Source organism: Curtobacterium sp. ISL-83 (assembly GCF_018613895.1).
In the GTDB taxonomy this organism is placed as follows: Bacteria; Actinomycetota; Actinomycetes; order Actinomycetales; family Microbacteriaceae; genus Curtobacterium.
This window is the reverse complement of record NZ_JAGGPH010000012.1, coordinates 56,104-73,701: the sequence shown is the minus strand read 5'-3', so window position 1 is coordinate 73,701 and position 17,598 is coordinate 56,104. Positions and strand designations below refer to the sequence as shown.

16 protein-coding genes are annotated in these 17,598 nt (G+C 69.5%); 8 read left to right on the top strand and 8 right to left on the bottom strand.

From position 1 onward, the window contains the following. The first annotated feature begins 85 nt into the window (after nt 1–85). The gene (gene secG, locus J7E22_RS11810; protein WP_058742909.1) at nt 86–337 is read left to right on the top strand and encodes a preprotein translocase subunit SecG; all 252 of its coding nucleotides are present in this window, start codon (nt 86–88) and stop codon (nt 335–337) included. Nucleotides 338–340: 3 nt separating this feature from the next. Beyond that, a complete protein-coding gene (locus J7E22_RS11805) occupies nt 341–700 on the top strand; it encodes an RNA polymerase-binding protein RbpA (protein WP_214981932.1) in 360 nt (119 codons plus the stop codon). Nucleotides 701–967: 267 nt separating this feature from the next. Here the strand turns inward: J7E22_RS11805 and pgl are convergent, their stop codons facing one another. The 6 genes from pgl to tkt form a co-directional block, all read right to left on the bottom strand. Beyond that, nucleotides 968–1,738, bottom strand: a complete 771-nt coding sequence (pgl, locus tag J7E22_RS11800; RefSeq protein ID WP_214981931.1) for a 6-phosphogluconolactonase — start codon at nt 1,736–1,738, stop codon at nt 968–970. 94 nt (nt 1,739–1,832) lie between these two features. Next, nucleotides 1,833–2,777 carry a glucose-6-phosphate dehydrogenase assembly protein OpcA gene (locus J7E22_RS11795; RefSeq protein ID WP_214981930.1) on the bottom strand — a complete coding sequence of 315 codons (945 nt, stop codon included), beginning with the start codon at nt 2,775–2,777 and terminating at the stop codon, nt 1,833–1,835. Beyond that, nucleotides 2,774–4,312 (bottom strand): glucose-6-phosphate dehydrogenase, encoded by a 1,539-nt coding sequence (gene zwf, locus J7E22_RS11790; RefSeq protein WP_214981929.1) that lies wholly within the window; start codon nt 4,310–4,312, stop codon nt 2,774–2,776. Before zwf ends, J7E22_RS11795 begins: the two co-directional genes overlap by 4 nt. 24 nt (nt 4,313–4,336) lie before the next feature. Continuing rightward, nucleotides 4,337–5,935, bottom strand: coding sequence for a glucose-6-phosphate isomerase (locus tag J7E22_RS11785; protein ID WP_214981928.1), 1,599 nt, complete (start codon nt 5,933–5,935; stop codon nt 4,337–4,339). Then, the gene (tal, locus tag J7E22_RS11780) at nt 5,932–7,047 is read right to left on the bottom strand and encodes a transaldolase (RefSeq protein WP_214981927.1); all 1,116 of its coding nucleotides are present in this window, start codon (nt 7,045–7,047) and stop codon (nt 5,932–5,934) included. Before tal ends, J7E22_RS11785 begins: the two co-directional genes overlap by 4 nt. A gap of 156 nt (nt 7,048–7,203) precedes the next feature. Next, complete coding sequence (gene tkt / locus J7E22_RS11775) at nt 7,204–9,297, bottom strand: transketolase (RefSeq protein WP_214981926.1); 2,094 nt, start codon at nt 9,295–9,297, stop codon at nt 7,204–7,206. A gap of 512 nt (nt 9,298–9,809) precedes the next feature. On the opposite strand from tkt, the gene J7E22_RS11770 reads away from it, so the two are divergent. Further along, entirely contained in the window at nt 9,810–10,736 is a 927-nt protein-coding gene (locus J7E22_RS11770; RefSeq protein ID WP_214982064.1) for a heme o synthase, read from the top strand. Nucleotides 10,737–11,464: 728 nt separating this feature from the next. Here J7E22_RS11770 and J7E22_RS11765 read toward each other — a convergent pair. After that, nucleotides 11,465–12,436, bottom strand: coding sequence for a heme A synthase (locus tag J7E22_RS11765; RefSeq protein WP_214981925.1), 972 nt, complete (start codon nt 12,434–12,436; stop codon nt 11,465–11,467). Between the two features lie 251 nt (nt 12,437–12,687). Between J7E22_RS11765 and sufB the strand changes: the two genes are divergently transcribed. The 5 genes from sufB (at nt 12,688) to J7E22_RS11740 (ending at nt 16,906) form a co-directional block, all read left to right on the top strand. Further along, nucleotides 12,688–14,106 (top strand): Fe-S cluster assembly protein SufB, encoded by a 1,419-nt coding sequence (gene sufB, locus J7E22_RS11760; RefSeq protein WP_214981924.1) that lies wholly within the window; start codon nt 12,688–12,690, stop codon nt 14,104–14,106. After that, nucleotides 14,107–15,381: a Fe-S cluster assembly protein SufD gene (gene sufD / locus J7E22_RS11755; protein ID WP_214981923.1), complete on the top strand. Its 1,275-nt coding sequence runs from the start codon at nt 14,107–14,109 to the stop codon at nt 15,379–15,381. Beyond that, complete coding sequence (locus tag J7E22_RS11750) at nt 15,381–15,707, top strand: non-heme iron oxygenase ferredoxin subunit (RefSeq protein ID WP_374193273.1); 327 nt, start codon at nt 15,381–15,383, stop codon at nt 15,705–15,707. The genes sufD and J7E22_RS11750 overlap by 1 nt, the downstream gene beginning before the upstream one ends. 84 nt (nt 15,708–15,791) lie before the next feature. Beyond that, the gene (gene sufC / locus J7E22_RS11745) at nt 15,792–16,577 is read left to right on the top strand and encodes a Fe-S cluster assembly ATPase SufC (protein WP_214981922.1); all 786 of its coding nucleotides are present in this window, start codon (nt 15,792–15,794) and stop codon (nt 16,575–16,577) included. Next, nucleotides 16,577–16,906, top strand: coding sequence for a metal-sulfur cluster assembly factor (locus tag J7E22_RS11740; RefSeq protein ID WP_214981921.1), 330 nt, complete (start codon nt 16,577–16,579; stop codon nt 16,904–16,906). Before sufC ends, J7E22_RS11740 begins: the two co-directional genes overlap by 1 nt. A 69-nt stretch (nt 16,907–16,975) precedes the next feature. On the opposite strand, the gene J7E22_RS11735 is transcribed toward J7E22_RS11740, so the two are convergent. Beyond that, nucleotides 16,976–17,575: a biotin transporter BioY gene (locus J7E22_RS11735; protein WP_214981920.1), complete on the bottom strand. Its 600-nt coding sequence runs from the start codon at nt 17,573–17,575 to the stop codon at nt 16,976–16,978. Between the last annotated feature and the right edge of the window lie 23 nt (nt 17,576–17,598).

The following is a 17,598-nucleotide window of genomic DNA, read 5'->3' as shown; positions in this document are numbered from 1 at the left end:
CGGCCTGTGCCACGCCAGCCCTCCGACGCTCGACCGACCACCTGGCCGGTATACTCGGATGGCTGACTGACACGAAAGGTACGTCGTGGCGATACTCTCCGTCGTGCTGCAGGTCCTGCTCGCAATCACGAGCCTCCTGCTCACGCTCCTCATCCTGCTGCACAAGGGCCGCGGTGGCGGCCTCTCCGACATGTTCGGCGGCGGCGTGACGAGCAACCTCGGGGCGTCCGGCGTCGCCGAGCGGAACCTCAACCGGATCACCGTGATCCTCGGTCTCATCTGGATCGTGTCCATCATCGTGCTCGGTCTCATCAACAAGTTCACAGCGGGGAGCTGATCCATGGCATCCGGAGGTAGTGCAATCCGGGGTTCGCGCGTCGGCGCGGGCCCGATGGGGGAGCAGGACCGTGGGGTCCAGGCGGAGCGCGTTGCGATCTCCTACTGGGACGCCCTCGGCAACGAGGTCGTCCGGTACTTCGCGGCGACCCTCCCCGACGACGAGATCCCCGAGACGGTCGATTCGCCGTCGAGCGGTCTCCCGGCCGGTCGCGACAAGGAGAACCCTCCCGTCGTCGCGAAGACCGAGCCGTACAAGACGCACCTCGCGTACGTGAAGGAGCGCCGCACCGAGGAAGAGGCAGCGCAGCTCCTCGAGGACGCGTTGCAGCAGCTCCGGAAGCGTCGCGGCACCGCGAAGTAGCAGGACGACACGACGAAGGCCCCCGCACCAATCCGGTGCGGGGGCCTTCGTCGTGCGTGCGGCTCGGTCGCGCGGACCACCCGCGCGGTTGCCGAACGGGCACGACACGCCGCGCGGCAGACGGCGAGCGTGCGAAACCGGTCGGCCGGCGGCGCCGAGCGTGACGAAAGCTGCCCGCTCGGCGGGTGGGTGTGCGGGCGGGGCCGGGCACAGAACGACGGGAGGCGCGGTGCCGACCGGCACCGCGCCTCCCGTCGGGTGGAGCGTCTAGTACGTCGACGCGATCAGGTTCGCGGGCACGTCGCGCGCCGCGTCCTGGTCGACGAAGAACACCGTGCGCTTCCGGCCCTGGACACCGCCGACGGGGACCTCGTCCACGGAGGCACCCGCGAGCGCGAGCCCGAGGACCGACGCCTTCTCGGCCCCGGACAGGATGACCCAGACGCGCTTCGACGCGTTGATCACCGGGAAGGAGAGGGTCAGGCGCTGCGGCGGCGGCTTGGGGGAGTCGTCCACGGTCAGGACGGCACGGTCGGTGACGGTGAGCTGCGGGAACTCCGGGAAGAGCGAGGCCGTGTGACCGTCGGGGCCGACGCCGAGCAGCGTGATGTCGAACCGCGGGGCGACGGCACCCTCGGGTGCGGCCGCCTGCAGCTCCTGCTCGTACCGGGTCGCGGCGTCCTCGATGGTGATCCCGGCGTCAGACGCGGCCATCGGGTGGATGTTCGCGGCCGGGATGTCGACGTGGTCGAAGAAGTCGGTCTGCGTGCCCGTGATGTTCCGGTCGGCGTCCCCTGCCGGCACCCAGCGCTCGTCGACCCACCACACGTGCACCTTCGACCAGTCGACGCTCTCGCGCGCCTGCGACTGGCCGATCGCCGCGAGGACGAGCGACGACACCGATCCGCCGCTGATGGCGATGTCGGCGCGCTCGTGCTCGTCGAGCACGTCGATGAGCTTCGTGATGAAGCGTGCGGCGACCGATGCGCCGAGGGCCTGCTTGTCGGGGTGCACCAGCACCCGGCGTTCGTTGGTCACGTGACTCCAGTGTTCGTGGCGGTCGACCGGTCAGACCGCCGTCGGTCCGGGCGGGCCCCTGCCAGTGCGACAGGGACCCGACCGTGTGGGGTGCTCAGCGCGCGATGGTCTCGCGCAGCCGGGGCACTCCGTGCTTGACGACGTCCCCGAAGAGGACATCAGGGTCGAGTCTACGGAGTTCCTCGGCCAGGCAGTCCCGGAGGTTGCGGCGCGGCAGCGACAGGTCGTGCGTCGGCTGCCCGGGCATCGAGAGCGTCGCGACGTCCACCAGGGACCGTTCGAGCTCGATGGTGCCCGATTCGCGGACGAGCTTCACGCCGTGGATGCCGCTCGAGCCGGTGGCCCGCGGCGACGTCACGACGGCGACGGGGACCTGGAGCTGCAGTTCGAGCCACGCCGCGAGCAGGATCGTCGACGGGCTGTCGTACGCCCCGGAGACCTCGACCGCGGTGATGGGCTCGTACGGCGGCTGGTCGAGCGCCGCGGCGAGCTGGTTCCGCCACAGCGTCAGACGGGTCCACGCGAAGTCGGTGTCGCCCGGTTCGTAGGACTGTCCCAGCGCGTCGATCGCGCCGTTCGGGTCCTTCTGCGCGGCCGCATCGGTGATCCGTCGCTGCGCGATCCGGCCGAGGGCCGACTCGGAGGGCTTCTCCGGCGCGTGTCCGGGCCACCAGGCCACGACCGGCGCGTCCGGCAGCAGGAGGCCCGTGACCAGGCTCTCCTCGTCGGTCGCCGTCTCGCCGTAGGCGCGGAGCACGATGACCTCGCTGGCCCCGGCATCGCTGCCGACGCGGATCTGCGCGTCGAGACGACCCGGGGACTTCGTGTCCCCGTCGTTCTTCGACACGATGATGACGCGCATCGGGTGCTCGCGGGAGGCCTCGTTCGCGGCCGAGATCGCCTCCTCCTCGTGCCCGAGGGCGGTCGAGATGATGAGGGTCAGCACGCGGCCGAGGGCGACGGCGCCGCCCTCTTCGCGGATGTGCACCAGGGTCTTCTGGATCTTCGAGACCGTGGTGTTCGGCAGGTCGATCTTCATGGACGCCTCCAGGTCCGGCCGTCGCGGGCGAGGAGTTCGTCGGCCGAAGCCGGACCCCACGTTCCCGGACGGTACTGCTCGGGCTGGCCCTGCTCGCGCCAGAACTCCTCGATCGGGTCGAGGATCTTCCAGGAGAGCTCGACCTCCTGGTGCCGCGGGAACAGCGGCGGGTCACCGAGGAGCACGTCGAGGATGAGTCGCTCGTACGCCTCGGGGGAGGCCTCGGTGAACGCGTGGCCGTAGCCGAAGTCCATCGTCACGTCGCGCACCTGCGTGCCGACGCCGGGGACCTTCGAGCCGAACCGGAGCGTGACGCCCTCGTCCGGCTGGACACGGATCACGAGGGCGTTCTGACCCAGGGGGGACTGCGGGATGCCGAAGACGTCCTCGGGGACGCGCTTGAACACGATCGCGATCTCGGTGACGCGTCGGCCGAGACGCTTGCCGGCGCGGAGGTAGAACGGCACGCCCTGCCAGCGACGCGTCGCGATGTCGAGCCGGATGGCCGCGAACGTCTCGGTCGTGGACTCGGGGTTCATGCCCGCTTCCTCGAGGAACCCGAGCACCTTCTCGCCGCCCTGCCAGCCGCCGGCGTACTGCCCGCGGGCCGTGGCGGTGGAGAGGTCCTCCGGCAGCCGGACCGCCGACAGCACCTTCTCCTTCTCGGCGCGGAGGTGTCCGGCCTTGAACGAGACGGGCTCCTCCATCGCGGTGAGCGCGAGGAGCTGCAGCAGGTGGTTCTGGATCACGTCGCGCGCCGCACCGATGCCGTCGTAGTACGCGGCACGTCCAGCGACGCCGATGTCCTCGGCCATCGTGATCTGCACGTGGTCGACGTAGTTCGAGTTCCAGATGGGTTCGTACATCTGGTTCGCGAACCGGAGCGTCAGCAGGTTCTGGACGGTCTCCTTGCCGAGGTAGTGGTCGATGCGGAACACGTCGTCGGGCGCGAAGACGCTCTCGACGATCGCGTTCAGCTCACGGGCGGAGCGGAGGTCGGAACCGAACGGCTTCTCGACGACCACGCGGCTCCAGGAGCCCTCGTGCTGCTCGGTGAGACCGGACAACTTGAGCTGCTCGGTGACGACCGGGAACATCTTCGGCGGGATCGACAGGTAGAACGCGTGGTTCCCGAGCGTCCCGCGCTCGGCGTCCAGCGTGTCGACGGTCCGCTTGAGCTCGCGGAACGCCTCGGGGTCGTCGAACGATCCCTGGACGAACCGGATGCCCTGTTCGAGCTGGCGCCACACGTCCTCGTCGAACGGGGTGCGCGAGTGCTCCTTGACCGCGTCGTGGACGAGCTGGGAGAAGTCTTGGTCCTCCCAGTCACGCCGAGCGAAACCGACCAGCGCGAACCCCGGGGGCAGGAGCCCTCGGTTCGCCAGGTCGTAGACCGCGGGCATCAACTTCTTGCGGGACAGGTCGCCCGTCACACCGAAGATGATGAGGGTGCTGGGTCCCGCGATCCGGTTCAGTCGACGATCCGTCGGCAGCCGGAGCGGGTTGTGCTCCGGGGTGACAGCCACGGGTGACATGAGTCGGTGAACTCCTTCGAGAGTCTAGAGAGAGACGGCGGAACGCAGCGCCGCGGTGGCGGCTCGGACGTCCGACGTCGTGAGGGTCAGGACCGGACGGCCGTGCTCGGCGAGCACGCTCGCGTCGCCGGCCGCCTGGGCCTGGATGAGTTGACCGAACGTGAAGGGACGGCCCGGGATCGCCAGGTCCTCGCGCTCGTCGGCGACGATCTGCAGGAACGCCCCCGTCGCGGGGCCGCCCTTGTGGTACTGGCCGGTGGAGTGCAGGAACCGCGGGCCGTAGCCGAACGTGACGGGACGGCCGAGACGCGCCGCCAGGGCGTCGCGGAGCGCGGCGAGTCCGCCGTCGTCGGTGCGGTCCACGTAGGCCTGGACCGCCAGGTAACCGGTCGACCCGACCTCGGCCAGGAGGCCCGTGACGGCTTCCGCGAGCGTGGTCCCGACCGGCAGTCCCGGCGTCGCGTGGACGGCGATGCCGCCGTCGACGAAGGCGGGAGCGGTCGGTGCGGGGCGGTCCTCCAGCAGGGAGCGGGCGGCCACCTTGGCGGCCTCGACGTCCGGCTGGTCGAACGGGTCGATGCCGAGCAGACGCCCGGCGACGGCCACGGCGTACTGCCAGACGAGGAGTTGCCCGCCGAGGGTGCCCGCGATCTCGACCTCGCCGTCGGCGACGTGTCGTTCGTCCTCACGGGAGCCCACCAGGCGCACGATCTGCACGTCGGCGAGTCCGGCGGAGACCTCGGGGGAGTCGACGTCGAGCACGACCGGCAGCAGTCCGCGGCCGTTCTTGCCCGTCGACTCCGCGATGAGCTGTTCCACCCAGTCGCCGAACCCCACGATGTGCGTGCCGTCGGCGACGATCCCGATCGTGGAGCGGAGGGGCGCCGTGCCACCGAGGACGGCTCCGAGCACGAGGCCCGGGTTCTCGTCGGTGTCCACGGCGAGGAGCGCCGAGATGGCGTCGGCCTCGTCGAGGAGCTCGGTGATGTCGGCACCGGCGAGGCCGGACGGCACCAGGCCGAACGCGGTCAGCGCCGAGTAGCGGCCGCCGACCGTCGGGTCGGCGGTGAACACGCGGTACCCGGCGACGATCGCCTCGGCCTCGAGCGGGGAGCCCGGGTCGGTGACGACGACGATGCGGGACGCGGGGTCGATGCCGGCGTCACGGAACGCCTGCTCGTACACCCGGCGCTGCGAGTCCGTCTCGAGCGTCGAGCCGGACTTCGAGGACACGACGAGCACGGTCCGTGCCAGGTCGTGCCCGACCGCGGCCCGGACCTGTGCCGGGTCGGTCGAGTCGAGCACCGTCAGCGGCACGCCGTACGTGCGCGTGATGACCTCGGGTGCCAGCGACGAGCCGCCCATGCCGGCGAGGACGACGTGGCCCACCCCGTCGGCGTGCAGGCGCTCGCGCAGTGCGGTGATCTCGACGACGAGCGGGCGGGAGACCGAGACGGCCTCCACCCAGCCGAGGCGCCTGGACGCCTCGGTCTCGGCGTCCGGGCCCCAGAGTTCGGGGTCCTGGGCGGTGATGCCCGAGGCCACCATGTCAGCGACGAGCCGCGGGACCACCTGGTCGATGGCCCGCGCGGCGTCGCCGCTGGCAGCGATGGAAACGGTCACGCCTTGGCGCCCTCGAGGGCGGTCTTCACGGTGTCGACGAGCTCACCCCAGGAGACGTTGAACTTGTCCACGCCCTCCTTCTCGAGCAGTGCGACGACCTGGTCGTAGTCGACACCGACGGCCGCGAGCTGGTCGAGGACCTGCTGCGCGTCGTCGAACGAGCCGGCGATGGCGTCGCCGTGGACCTCAGCGTGGTCGAAGGTCGCCTCGAGCGTCTTGCCGGGCATCGTGTTGACGGTGTTCGGCGCGGCGAGCTCGGTCACGTAGAGCGTGTCGGGCAGCGACGGGTCCTTGACGCCGGTCGAAGCCCAGAGCGGACGCTGGGTGTTCGCACCGGACTCGAGCAGGCCGAGCGCGCGCTCGGTCGCGAAGGCCTCGGTCCAGACCTGGTAGGCGAGCTGCGCGTTGGCGATGCCGGCCTTCGACTTGAGGGCGAGGGCCTCGTCGGTGCCGACGGCCTCGAGCTGCTTGTCGACCTCGGAGTCGACGCGCGACACGAAGAAGGACGCGACCGAGTGGATCTTCGAGAGGTCGTGGCCCGCGGCCTTGGCCTTCTCGAGGCCGCCGAGGTACGCGTCGATGACGGCGCGGTAGCGCTCGAGCGAGAAGATCAGGGTGACGTTGACGGAGATGCCCGCGGCGATGACCTCGGTGATCGCCTCGAGGCCCTCGACGGTCGCCGGGATCTTGATGAGGACGTTCTCGCGGCCGACCTTCTCGAACAGGAACTTGGCCTGCTCGATGGTCTTCGCGGTCTCGTGGGCGAGGCCCGGCTCGACCTCGATCGAGACCCGGCCGTCGAAGCCCTTGGTCGCGTCGTAGATCGGCTTGAAGACGTCGGACGCGTTCGCGACGTCCTGCGTGGTGATCTCGAAGATCGCGTTGGTCACGTCGGTGCCCGCCGCGGCGAGCTCCTTGACCTGCGCGTCGTAGCGCTCGCCCTTGGCGAGGGCCGACGCGAAGATCGTCGGGTTGGTCGTCACGCCGACGACGTTGCGGTCCTTGATGAGGTTCTCGAGACGACCGGTCTCGAGGAGCTCGCGGGAGAGGTCGTCGAGCCAGATGCTCACGCCGACCGCGGAGAGCGCGGCGGTGGGGGTGGTGTCAGCCATGTGTTTCTCTTCTTCTTTCGTCGACTGGCCGCTGTCCTGGTGTGACTGCGGGCCGTGAAGTCGTGGTGTGGGGGCCGGGAGGCGCGCGGCGGAGCCGAGCCGCGCCTCCCGGCAGGAGGGCCGGATCCGGATGCTCCGGACCCGGCCCTCCGAGGGTCAGGAAGCCGCGATCGATTCCTTGGCGGCAGCCACGACGTGCTCCGTCGTGAAGCCGAACTTCTCGAACAGCACCTGGTAGTCGGCCGAGGCGCCGAAGTGCTCGATCGACACGCTGCGGCCCTTGTCGCCGACGATGTCGCGCCAGCTCATGGCGATGCCGGCCTCGACCGAGACACGTGCGGTGACGGCCTTCGGCAGGACCTGCTCCTGGTAGCTCGCGTCCTGCTCGTGGAACCACTCGAGCGACGGCGCGCTCACGACGCGGGCGTTGATGCCCTCGGCCTTGAGCTGCTCACGGGCGTCGACTGCGATCTGGACCTCGGAGCCGGTGGCGATGAGGATGACGTCCGGGGTGCCGTTCGGCGCCTCGGCCAGCACGTACGCGCCCTTGGCGACGTTCTTCGCCGAGGCGAAGGTCTCGCCGGAGGCGTCACCGTCACCACGCTCGAAGACGGGCAGGTTCTGGCGGCTCAGCGCGATGCCGGCCGGACGGTCCGTGTGACGGAGCATCTCGAGCCACGCGTACGCGGTCTCGTTCGCATCGGCCGGACGGACGATGTCGAGACCCGGGATCGCACGGAGGGTGCTGAGCTGCTCGATCGGCTGGTGCGTCGGGCCGTCCTCGCCGAGGGCGATGGAGTCGTGCGTCCACACGTAGATGGTCGGCGCCTTCATCAGCGCGGCGAGACGGACAGCCGGACGCATGTAGTCGCTGAAGATCAGGAACGTGCCACCGAAGGGGCGAGTGTTCCCGTGCAGGACGATGCCGTTCAGGATCGAGCCCATGGCGTGCTCGCGGATGCCGAAGTGCAGCACGCGGCCGTACGGGTCGGTGCTCCAGGTCGACGTCGAGGCGTCGGCCGGGCCGAAGGACTTCGCGCCCTCGATCGTGGTCAGGTTCGACTCGGCGAGGTCAGCCGACCCACCCCAGAACTCGGGCATCAGCGGCGCGATGGCGTTGATGACCTTGCCGGAGGCGGCACGGGTCGACACGGCCTTCTCGGTCGAGAAGACCGGGAGGGCTTCTTCGAGGCCCTCGGGGAGCTCGCCGGCGTTGATCCGGTCGAGGATCGCCTTGCGCTCGGGGTTGGCCGCAGCCCACGCCTCGAAGCCCTCGTTCCACTCGGCGTGCTGCGCCTGGCCCTTGGCGACGGCGCCGCGGGTGTACTCGAGCACCTCGGGGTCGACGTGGAAGGTCTGCTCGGGGTCGAAGCCGAGGACCTCCTTCAGGCCCTTGAGCTCGTCGGCACCGAGTGCCGAACCGTGGATCTTGCCGGAGTTCTGCTTCGTCGGCGACGGCCACCCGATGATCGTCTTCAGGACGATGAGCGACGGCTTGCCGGTCTCGGCCTTCGCGGCCTCGATCGCTGCGTAGAGGGCATCGACGTCCTCGACGTACTCGCCCGTCTTCTTCCAGTCGACGACCTGGACGTGCCAGCCGAGCGCCTCGTAGCGCGCGTGGACGTCCTCGGAGAACGCGATGTTGGTGTTGTCCTCGATCGAGATCTGGTTCGAGTCGTAGAACGCGATGAGGTTGCCGAGCTGCTGGCGACCCGCGAGGGAGCCGGCTTCGTTCGTGACGCCCTCTTCCATGTCGCCGTCGCCGGCGATCACGTAGGTGTAGTGGTCGAACGGCGACTGGCCGGCCGGGGTCTCCGGGTCGAACAGGCCGCGCTCGAAGCGCTGGGCGTAGGCGAAGCCCACGGAGGACGCGAGGCCCTGGCCGAGCGGGCCGGTGGTGATCTCGATGCCGTCGGTGTGGCCGTACTCCGGGTGACCCGGGGTCTTCGAGCCCCACTTGCGGAGGTGCTGGAGGTCCTCGATCTCGAGCCCGTAGCCGTGCAGGTAGAACTGCACGTACTGGAGGATCGAGGCGTGACCCGCAGACAGGATGAAGCGGTCGCGGCCGATCCAGGTGGAGTCGCTCGGGTCGCGGCGCATCACCTTCTGGAAGAGGAGGTGAGCGAGCGGAGCGAGGCTCATCGCGGTGCCGGGGTGACCGTTGCCAGCGGCTTCGACGGAGTCGGCAGCCAGTACACGGGCCGTGTCGACGGCCTTCCGGTCGATGGCGTCCCAGGTGAATTCAGCCACTTGGATGTTGACCCTTCATTGATGCGACATGTGCGAGGGCTCGTGCCATCGCACGGACATGATCGCCATCCCGGCGCCGGAGTCGTGTCGCCGTCGAACGGCGGCCCGACCGGCTCATCGCGACCGACGTCATCGGGGTACGCACCGCGGGAGGGCAGGTCCAGCATAGTGACGATGCACTCAGTAGGGGTTCAGGTGACGCCCTTGTTCGTCGAGCGTCCACCCGGAAGCATCGTCGACCGGGCGTGTCGATCGGTGCGGTCGGCTGCGGGGGTGAACCCGTTCGTCGGTCGGACCGGCGGGGCGTGGCTTCCGGCTCGCTCGGCGAGCGCGGCTTCCGGCTCGTCGGTTCGGATGGCGGGACTCGGCTTCGTCGCGGCGTCCTGATCACGTAAACTGGCGACGACCCGTGAGCATTCCGGGTCGACCGCATGCCCGGACGACGACGGCGCCGTCCACCGAGCGTGCGTGCTGACCGCGAACAGACTGAGGTTCCCTTGCCGACTGCCACCGTGACCCGGCGGGACACCGATCGACCCCGCTCGACGCTGTCCCGCAAGGTCCGTGCGTACGTCTCGTTGACCAAGCCGCGCGTCATGGAGCTGCTGCTCGTGACCACGGCACCGACGATGTTCCTCGCCGCCCGGGGCGTTCCAGACCTGTGGCTCGTGCTCTGGACGATGCTCGGCGGTGCGATGTCCGCGGGGTCCGCGTCGGCCTTCAACTGCTACATCGACCGGGACATCGACCGGCTGATGAAGCGCACGAGTGCCCGGCCGCTGGTCACCGGCGAGCTCACCGACCGCCAGGCGCTGGTGTTCTCGTGGGTCCTCGGGATCCTGTCGACCGCCGTGCTCGGGTTCCTCGTGAACTGGCTCGCCGCCGCGCTGAGCGTCATCGCGATCCTCATCTACGTCTTCGTCTACACGCTGTGGCTCAAGCGCCGCACCCCGCAGAACATCGTCTGGGGCGGCTCTGCCGGCTGCATGCCCGTGCTCATCGGCTGGGCGGGCGTCACCGGGACGCTGACCTGGACCCCCGTCGTGCTGTTCATGGTGATCTTCCTGTGGACGCCGCCGCACTACTGGCCGCTGTCCATGAAGTACCGCGACGACTACGACGCGGCGGACGTGCCGATGCTCGCCGTCGTGCGGGGCCGGACCGTGGTCGGCCTGCAGGTCGTGCTGTACGCGTGGGCGACGCTCGTCTGCTCGCTGCTGCTCATCCCGGTCGGGCACATGGGGCCGCTGTACACCGTCGTCGCGCTGGCCGGAGGGATCTGGTTCGTGGTCGAGTCCCACCGCCTGTACTCGCGGGCGATCCAGCACGTCGAGCACGTCCACCCGATGCGCGTGTTCCACAGCTCGATCACGTACCTGACGCTGCTGTTCATCGCAGTGGGCATCGACCCGCTGCTCCCGCAGGTCTTCCGCTTCTAGGGGTCGCCGCCCGCGGGCGTGCTCGTCCGAGCTCTGATGGGGCGTGCTGGTCCGCGGCGCCGATGGGGCGTGCTGGTCTGCGGCGCCGATGGGGCGTGCTGGTCTGCGGCGCCGATGCGGCGTCGCGGCTGTCGCTCGGCGACGGCGATGCCGCATGCTGGTCGGATGGGGCTCGCGTGCCGCGCAGTGCGACACGACCGCAGCCGTGTGACATCCGCGGAGTCGTCCTGCAGCGGGAGCGCAGGGCCTCGCGCTCGGGCGGATGGCGAACGGCTGGCGGCAGCGCGATCGCGCCCACCCGCGCACCGTCGGACGGGAGGCGCGGTGCCAGCCCGACCCCCGCCTCCCGTCCGACGATGGGCGCGTCGCGTCGACCGGTTCCTGTGGCGGAGGGTTCGTCGCTCCGCGGACCCGCACCGCCTGGCGATGGCCACGCCGTGGCGCGCCCGCCCGGATCGGTGTGCATCTTCCGTCCGAGCACGAGTCGATCACGCGGTGGTCGGTCGAGTGATGCGCGCGAACGGTGTGCGGGCGCATGTTCCGACCGAGCCCCAGTCGATCACGGGGTGGTCGGTCGGAACATGCGCACGCATGGCATCCGTGCGCATGTTCCGACCGAGCACCAGTCGATCACGCGGTGGTTCGTTGCACCATGCGCACGCACGCACGCACGCACGAACGCGCCCACGCACGCACGCAGCCAGGTCGTTCCGGCCGCGGGCCCCGGGTCAGGCGGGCAGGGGCTCGCGGATCGCGTCGCGCCCGGCGCTCCTGGTCGTCGCGAGGACCACCGCCGTCATCGCGGCGACGAGCAGCCCGGCGAGGACCATGTGCGTCCCGACGAGTCCGACCGGCAGACCCGACCGCGCCTGCGTGAGGCCGACGGCGATCTGCAGGAACTCGACGACGAGCAGCATCAGGGGCCACTTGCTCGGCAGCCGGAGCCGGACGGCCCCGATCACGAGCACGAGGGTCAGTGCGAAGAGGACGTACGCGGGGATCGCGTGCAGGTGCTCCATCACGCCCGTGTCGAATCCGGTGCGGTGCAGACGTCCGCCGTCCACGGTCTCGCTCGCCCCGGCGTGCGGGCCGCTGCCGGTGGTCAGGATGCCGATCAGCACCGTGCCGACGACGGCGGCGACCGCCCCGCGGACCACCCCGACGTACCAGCGCGGGACCAGGCGGACGCCGGTGAGCGGACCGTGCAGGGCGCGGTAGACCAGCGCGGCGGTCACCGAGGTGAGTGCGGCGGAGACCACGAAGTGCAGGCCGACCACGAAGGGGTTGAGGCTCGACCACACGCTGATGCCTCCGATGACGGCCTGCACGGGGATCGCGGCGCCCTGGGCGAACGCGAGCCAGAACAGCTCGGGGCGGGTGCGACGCATCCGGACGACGGCGAGGAAGACCGCGATCGCGACGACCACGAGCACGAAGGTGAGCAGACGGTTGCCGAACTCGATGAGTCCGTGCACGCCCATCTCGGGCGTCGAGACCAGCGAGTAGGCCGTGCACTTCGGCCAGGTCGGGCACCCGAGGCCCGACGCGGTGAGCCGGACGAGGCCGCCGGTGCCGATCAGGACGACCTCGACGATGAAGGACGCCCACGCCAGCCAGATCACGCGCCGGTCGACGATCCGGGGGAGCGACCACCACGCGGTCTTGACGTCCTGCTCGACGGGGGGTCCGACGCGAGTCACGAGGGCGGTGCCTTCCTGTTGTTCCGTGCAGTGAACCTGTAGGATCGGAGGGTTCAGCAGCAGTCAAGTCTAGGCAGGCGCCGGCTCCGAATGAGCCGTGATCGCCGATCACCCCAGGGACTGCGTGGAACCATTGTCGTTGCGAGGTCGCAACACCGGGTCCGGCCCTGTCGGCGGCACGCGGTGGAATGGCGTCCAGCGCCGATCGGTTGCCCCACAAGACGCTGCCGCGAAGAGGAAACGAGGAAATCATGTCCGACGTGCTCATCGATCGTCCCGAGCTCGAAGGGCTCGGTCAGTACGAGTTCGGCTGGTCCGACTCCGACTCTGCCGGGGCTTCGGCGCGCCGGGGGATCTCGGAAGAGGTCGTCACCGACATCTCGAACCTCAAGGCCGAACCCGAGTGGATGCTCAAGAACCGTCTGAAGGGCCTCGAGCTCTTCGGTCGCAAGCCCATGCCGACGTGGGGTGCCGACCTGACGGGCATCGACTTCGACAACATCAAGTACTTCGTCCGCTCCACGGAGAAGCAGGCCCAGTCGTGGGAAGACCTGCCCGAGGACATCCGCGCCACGTACGAGAAGCTCGGCATCCCCGAGGCCGAACGGCAGCGACTGGTCGCCGGCGTCGCGGCGCAGTACGAGTCCGAGGTCGTGTACCACCAGATCCGCGAGGACCTGGAGGAACAGGGCGTCATCTTCATGGACACCGACACCGCCCTCCGCGAGCACCCCGAACTGTTCGCCGAGTACTTCGGCACGGTGATCCCCGCGGGCGACAACAAGTTCGCCGCGCTGAACACCGCCGTGTGGTCCGGCGGCTCGTTCGTCTACGTCCCGAAGGGCGTCCACGTCGAGATCCCGCTCCAGGCCTACTTCCGGATCAACACCGAGAACATGGGCCAGTTCGAGCGGACGCTGATCATCGCCGACGAGGACTCGTACGTCCACTACATCGAGGGCTGCACCGCCCCGATCTACAAGTCGGACTCACTGCACTCGGCCGTGGTCGAGATCATCGTGAAGAAGAACGCCCGGGTGCGCTACACGACCATCCAGAACTGGTCGAACAACGTCTACAACCTCGTCACCAAGCGTGCGATCGCCCACGAGGGCGCCACGATGGAGTGGATCGACGGCAACATCGGCTCCAAGGTGACGATGAAGTACCCGTCCATCTACCTCGCGGGTGAGCACGCCAAGGGCGAGACCCTGTCGGTCGCCTTCGCCGGTCCCGGGCAGCACCAGGACGCCGGCGCGAAGATGATCCACATGGCGCCGTACACGACGTCGTCGATCGTCTCGAAGTCCATCGCACGCGGCGGTGGCCGTGCTGGCTACCGGGGTGAGGTCCGGGTCGACCCGGGTGCGCACCACGCGGCCAACACCGTCCGGTGCGACGCGCTCCTGGTGGACACGGTCAGCCGGTCCGACACCTACCCGGCGATCGACATCCGCGTCGACGACGTCCAGCTCGGGCACGAGGCGACCGTCTCGCGCGTGAGCGAGGAGCAGCTCTTCTACCTCATGTCCCGCGGCATGGCCGAGGACGAGGCGATGGCGATGATCGTCCGTGGCTTCATCGAGCCGATCGCCCGCGAGCTCCCGATGGAGTACGCACTCGAACTCAACAAGCTCATCGAGATGAGCATGGAAGGATCCGTCGGCTAGATGTCCAGCACCAGTACGAACCCGATCGCGGCCGCACCGGCTCCGCACATCGACGAGCCCGTGGCTCCTGCCGCGGGCACGGAGCAGCACGGCGCGCGGGCGCACTCCGACGGCGGCTGGGACACCGGCAAGGGCATCCCGGTGCAGACCCGCTCCGAGCGCTTCCGGTCCGCCGACCTCGACGCCTTCCCGACGGTTACCGGCCGAGAGGTCAACTGGAAGTTCGCGCCACTCGCGAAGCTCCAGCCGATCCTCGCCGGCGGCCTGGACGGTTCCGCGTACCCGTTCCTCGCCCGCCAGTCGGACGGTGCGGACGTCGAGTGGGTCCGGAGTGACGACCCCCGCGTCGGTTCCGCCGGGCTGCCGGAGGACCGAGCGGCCGCGGCGGCGTGGTCCGCACGTGACGCCGTGCTCGCCATCACGGTGAAGGCGACCGAGGCGCACGAGTTCCTGACGCTGACCCGGTCGGACTTCGGTTCGCAGCCGCGCGCCGCCCACACGGTGATCACGGCCGAGCCGCACGCCCAGGGCATCGTCGTCATCGACAACCGTGGCTCGGCGCTCCTCAGCGAGAACGTCGAGATCGTCGTCCGCGACGGCGCACGACTCACGGTCGTCAGCCTGCAGGACTGGGACGACGACGCCGTGCACGTGTCGACGCAGTTCGCCGAGGTCGGCCGCGACGCGTTCCTCAAGCACGTGGTGGTCTCGCTCGGCGGGTCCGTCGTGCGGGTCAACCCGTCGACGCACCTCGGCGCGCAGGGTGCCGACACCGAGATGTACGGCGTGTACTTCGCCGACGCCGGTCAGTACATCGAGCAGCAGGTCTACGTGAACCACGACGCGCCGAACACGCGTGGCCGTGTCAACTACAAGGGCGCACTGCAGGGCGACGGCGCACACACCGTGTGGATCGGTGACGTGCTCATCGGTCGGACCGGCGACGGTACCGACTCCTACGAGCAGAACCGCAACCTCGTCCTGACCGACGGCACGCGGGCGGACAGCATCCCGAACCTCGAGATCGAGACGGGCAACATCGAGGGAGCCGGCCACGCGAGCGCGACCGGTCGCTTCGACGACGAGCAGCTGTTCTACCTGCAGGCCCGCGGCATCCCGGAAGAAGAAGCCCGACGCCTCGTCGTGCTCGGCTTCCTGGTCGAGGTCATCCAGAAGATCGGGGCGCCCGAGCTCGAGGAGCGCCTGATCGCCGCGGTCGAGCAGGAACTCACCGCCGGCCGATCCACGGTCGCTGCCCCGCAGGTGGGTGCCTGATGGCGGAGAAGGTCTGCGCCGAGGCCGACATCGCGGTGGACAGCCCCATGCGGGCGGTCGTGGACGGCGAGCCGATCGCGATCGTGAAGGACTCCTCGGGGACCATCCACGCGATCGGGGACACCTGCACGCACGGTGAGATCTCGCTCGCCGAGGGGTTCGTCGAGGGCGACACGCTCGAGTGCTGGGCCCACGGGTCCCGGTTCTCGTTCACGACCGGCAAGCCGCAGAACTTCCCGGCGTACGAGCCGGTGCCGGTCTTCCGGGTCGAGGTGCGCGACGGCGACGTCTACGTCGACGTGCACGACCCGATCCCGGTCGACTGAGGCACCGCGCCGGTCCGACGACCGGGCACACATCTTCCCGCGGCTGACGCCGCGCCTGACGCTCCAACCGAAGGAACACACGCAATGTCCACTCTGGAAATCCGCGACCTGCGGGTCTCGATCGACACCGATCAGGGTGTGAAGGAGATCCTCAAGGGGGTCGACCTGACCATCAACGAGGGCGAGATCCACGCGATCATGGGGCCGAACGGCTCCGGCAAGTCCACCCTCGCGTACACGATCGCCGGTCACCCGCGGTACCACGTCGTCGGTGGCTCGATCACCCTCGACGGTGAGGACGTCCTGGCGATGACCGTCGACCAGCGCGCTCGTGCCGGCATGTTCCTCGCCATGCAGTACCCGGTCGAGATCCCTGGTGTGACGGTGTCGAACTTCCTGCGCACCGCGAAGACCGCGATCGACGGCGAGGCACCCGCGCTCCGCGGCTGGGTCAAGGACCTGCGCAAGTCGATGGCGGACCTCAAGATGGATTCCTCCTTCGCCGAGCGCAACGTCAACGAGGGCTTCTCCGGCGGCGAGAAGAAGCGCCACGAGATCATGCAGCTCGAGCTCCTCAAGCCGAAGTTCGCCGTGCTCGACGAGACCGACTCCGGTCTCGACGTCGACGCGCTGAAGATCGTCTCGGAGGGCGTGAACCGCGCCAAGGCGGCGACCGGGCTCGGGGTGCTGCTCATCACGCACTACACGCGCATCCTCCGCTACATCAAGCCGGACTTCGTGCACGTGTTCGTCGCGGGCAAGGTCGCCGAGCAGGGTGGCCCGGAGCTCGCCGAGCGCCTGGAGAACGAGGGCTACGACCGCTACGTGCAGGCCGCGGCCGTCGAGGCACAGGCACAGGCGCAGGTCTGATGATCACAACACTCGCACCCGAGAAGTTCGACGAGGTCGTCGAAGGCCTGAAAGAGGTCCAGGACCCGGAACTCGGCGTGAACATCGTCGACCTCGGCCTGATCTACGACCTGGCCTGGGACGACGAGGCCTCGGCGCTCGTGATCAGCATGACCCTCACCAGCGCGGGTTGCCCGCTGACCGACGTCATCGAGGGCGACACCGCGAACGCGCTCGACGGCATCGTCGACGCGTTCCGGATCAACTGGGTCTGGATGCCGCCGTGGGGTCCGGACCGGATCACCGACGACGGCCGCGAGATGATGCGCGCGCTCGGCTTCTCGATCTAGTCGCCACCACCACGGACGGGAGGCACGGTGCCAGCTGGCACCGTGCCTCCCGTCTGTCTGTCCGCCCGGTCAGCGGCGGCCGACGGCCTTCCAGACCAGGGGCACGATGCCCGCGGCGATGAGCGCCTTGGCGATCCCGCCGACGATGAAGGGGTAGAGGCCCGCGGCGAGCACGGACTGCAGGTCGTTCGGCGCGTCGAGCTGGCCGAGCGCGACCGCCAGGTAGGGCAGGCCGGTGACGAAGGGGATCGCGCTCGCGAGCGTGAACGCCGCGGTCGCCCGGAGGAACTTGCGGTCCCAGTTCCGGCGCGCCAACCAGCCGATGAGACCCGCGGCGGGGATGAACCCGATGACGTACCCGAAGCTCGGGAGCGCGAGGGACTGCAGGCCGCCGTGCATGTCGGCGAAGAACGGCGCACCGGCGAGCCCGGCGACCGCGTAGACGAGCAGCGAGAGCATGCCCCGTCGTGCCCCGAGCGTGGCCCCGACGAGCACGACCGCCAGCGTCTGACCCGTGATCGGCACCGGCCACATCGGCACCTCGACCTGTGCCAGGGCGGCGGTGAACAGCGCGCCCCCGGCGATCAGGGCGGCGTCGGTGGCCAGGCCGTGGGTGCGCAGACGGTCGGCGAGGACTGCGCGGGGAGCGAACCCGGTGGCGTTCGTCATGGATTCTCCTAGAATGGACTGCT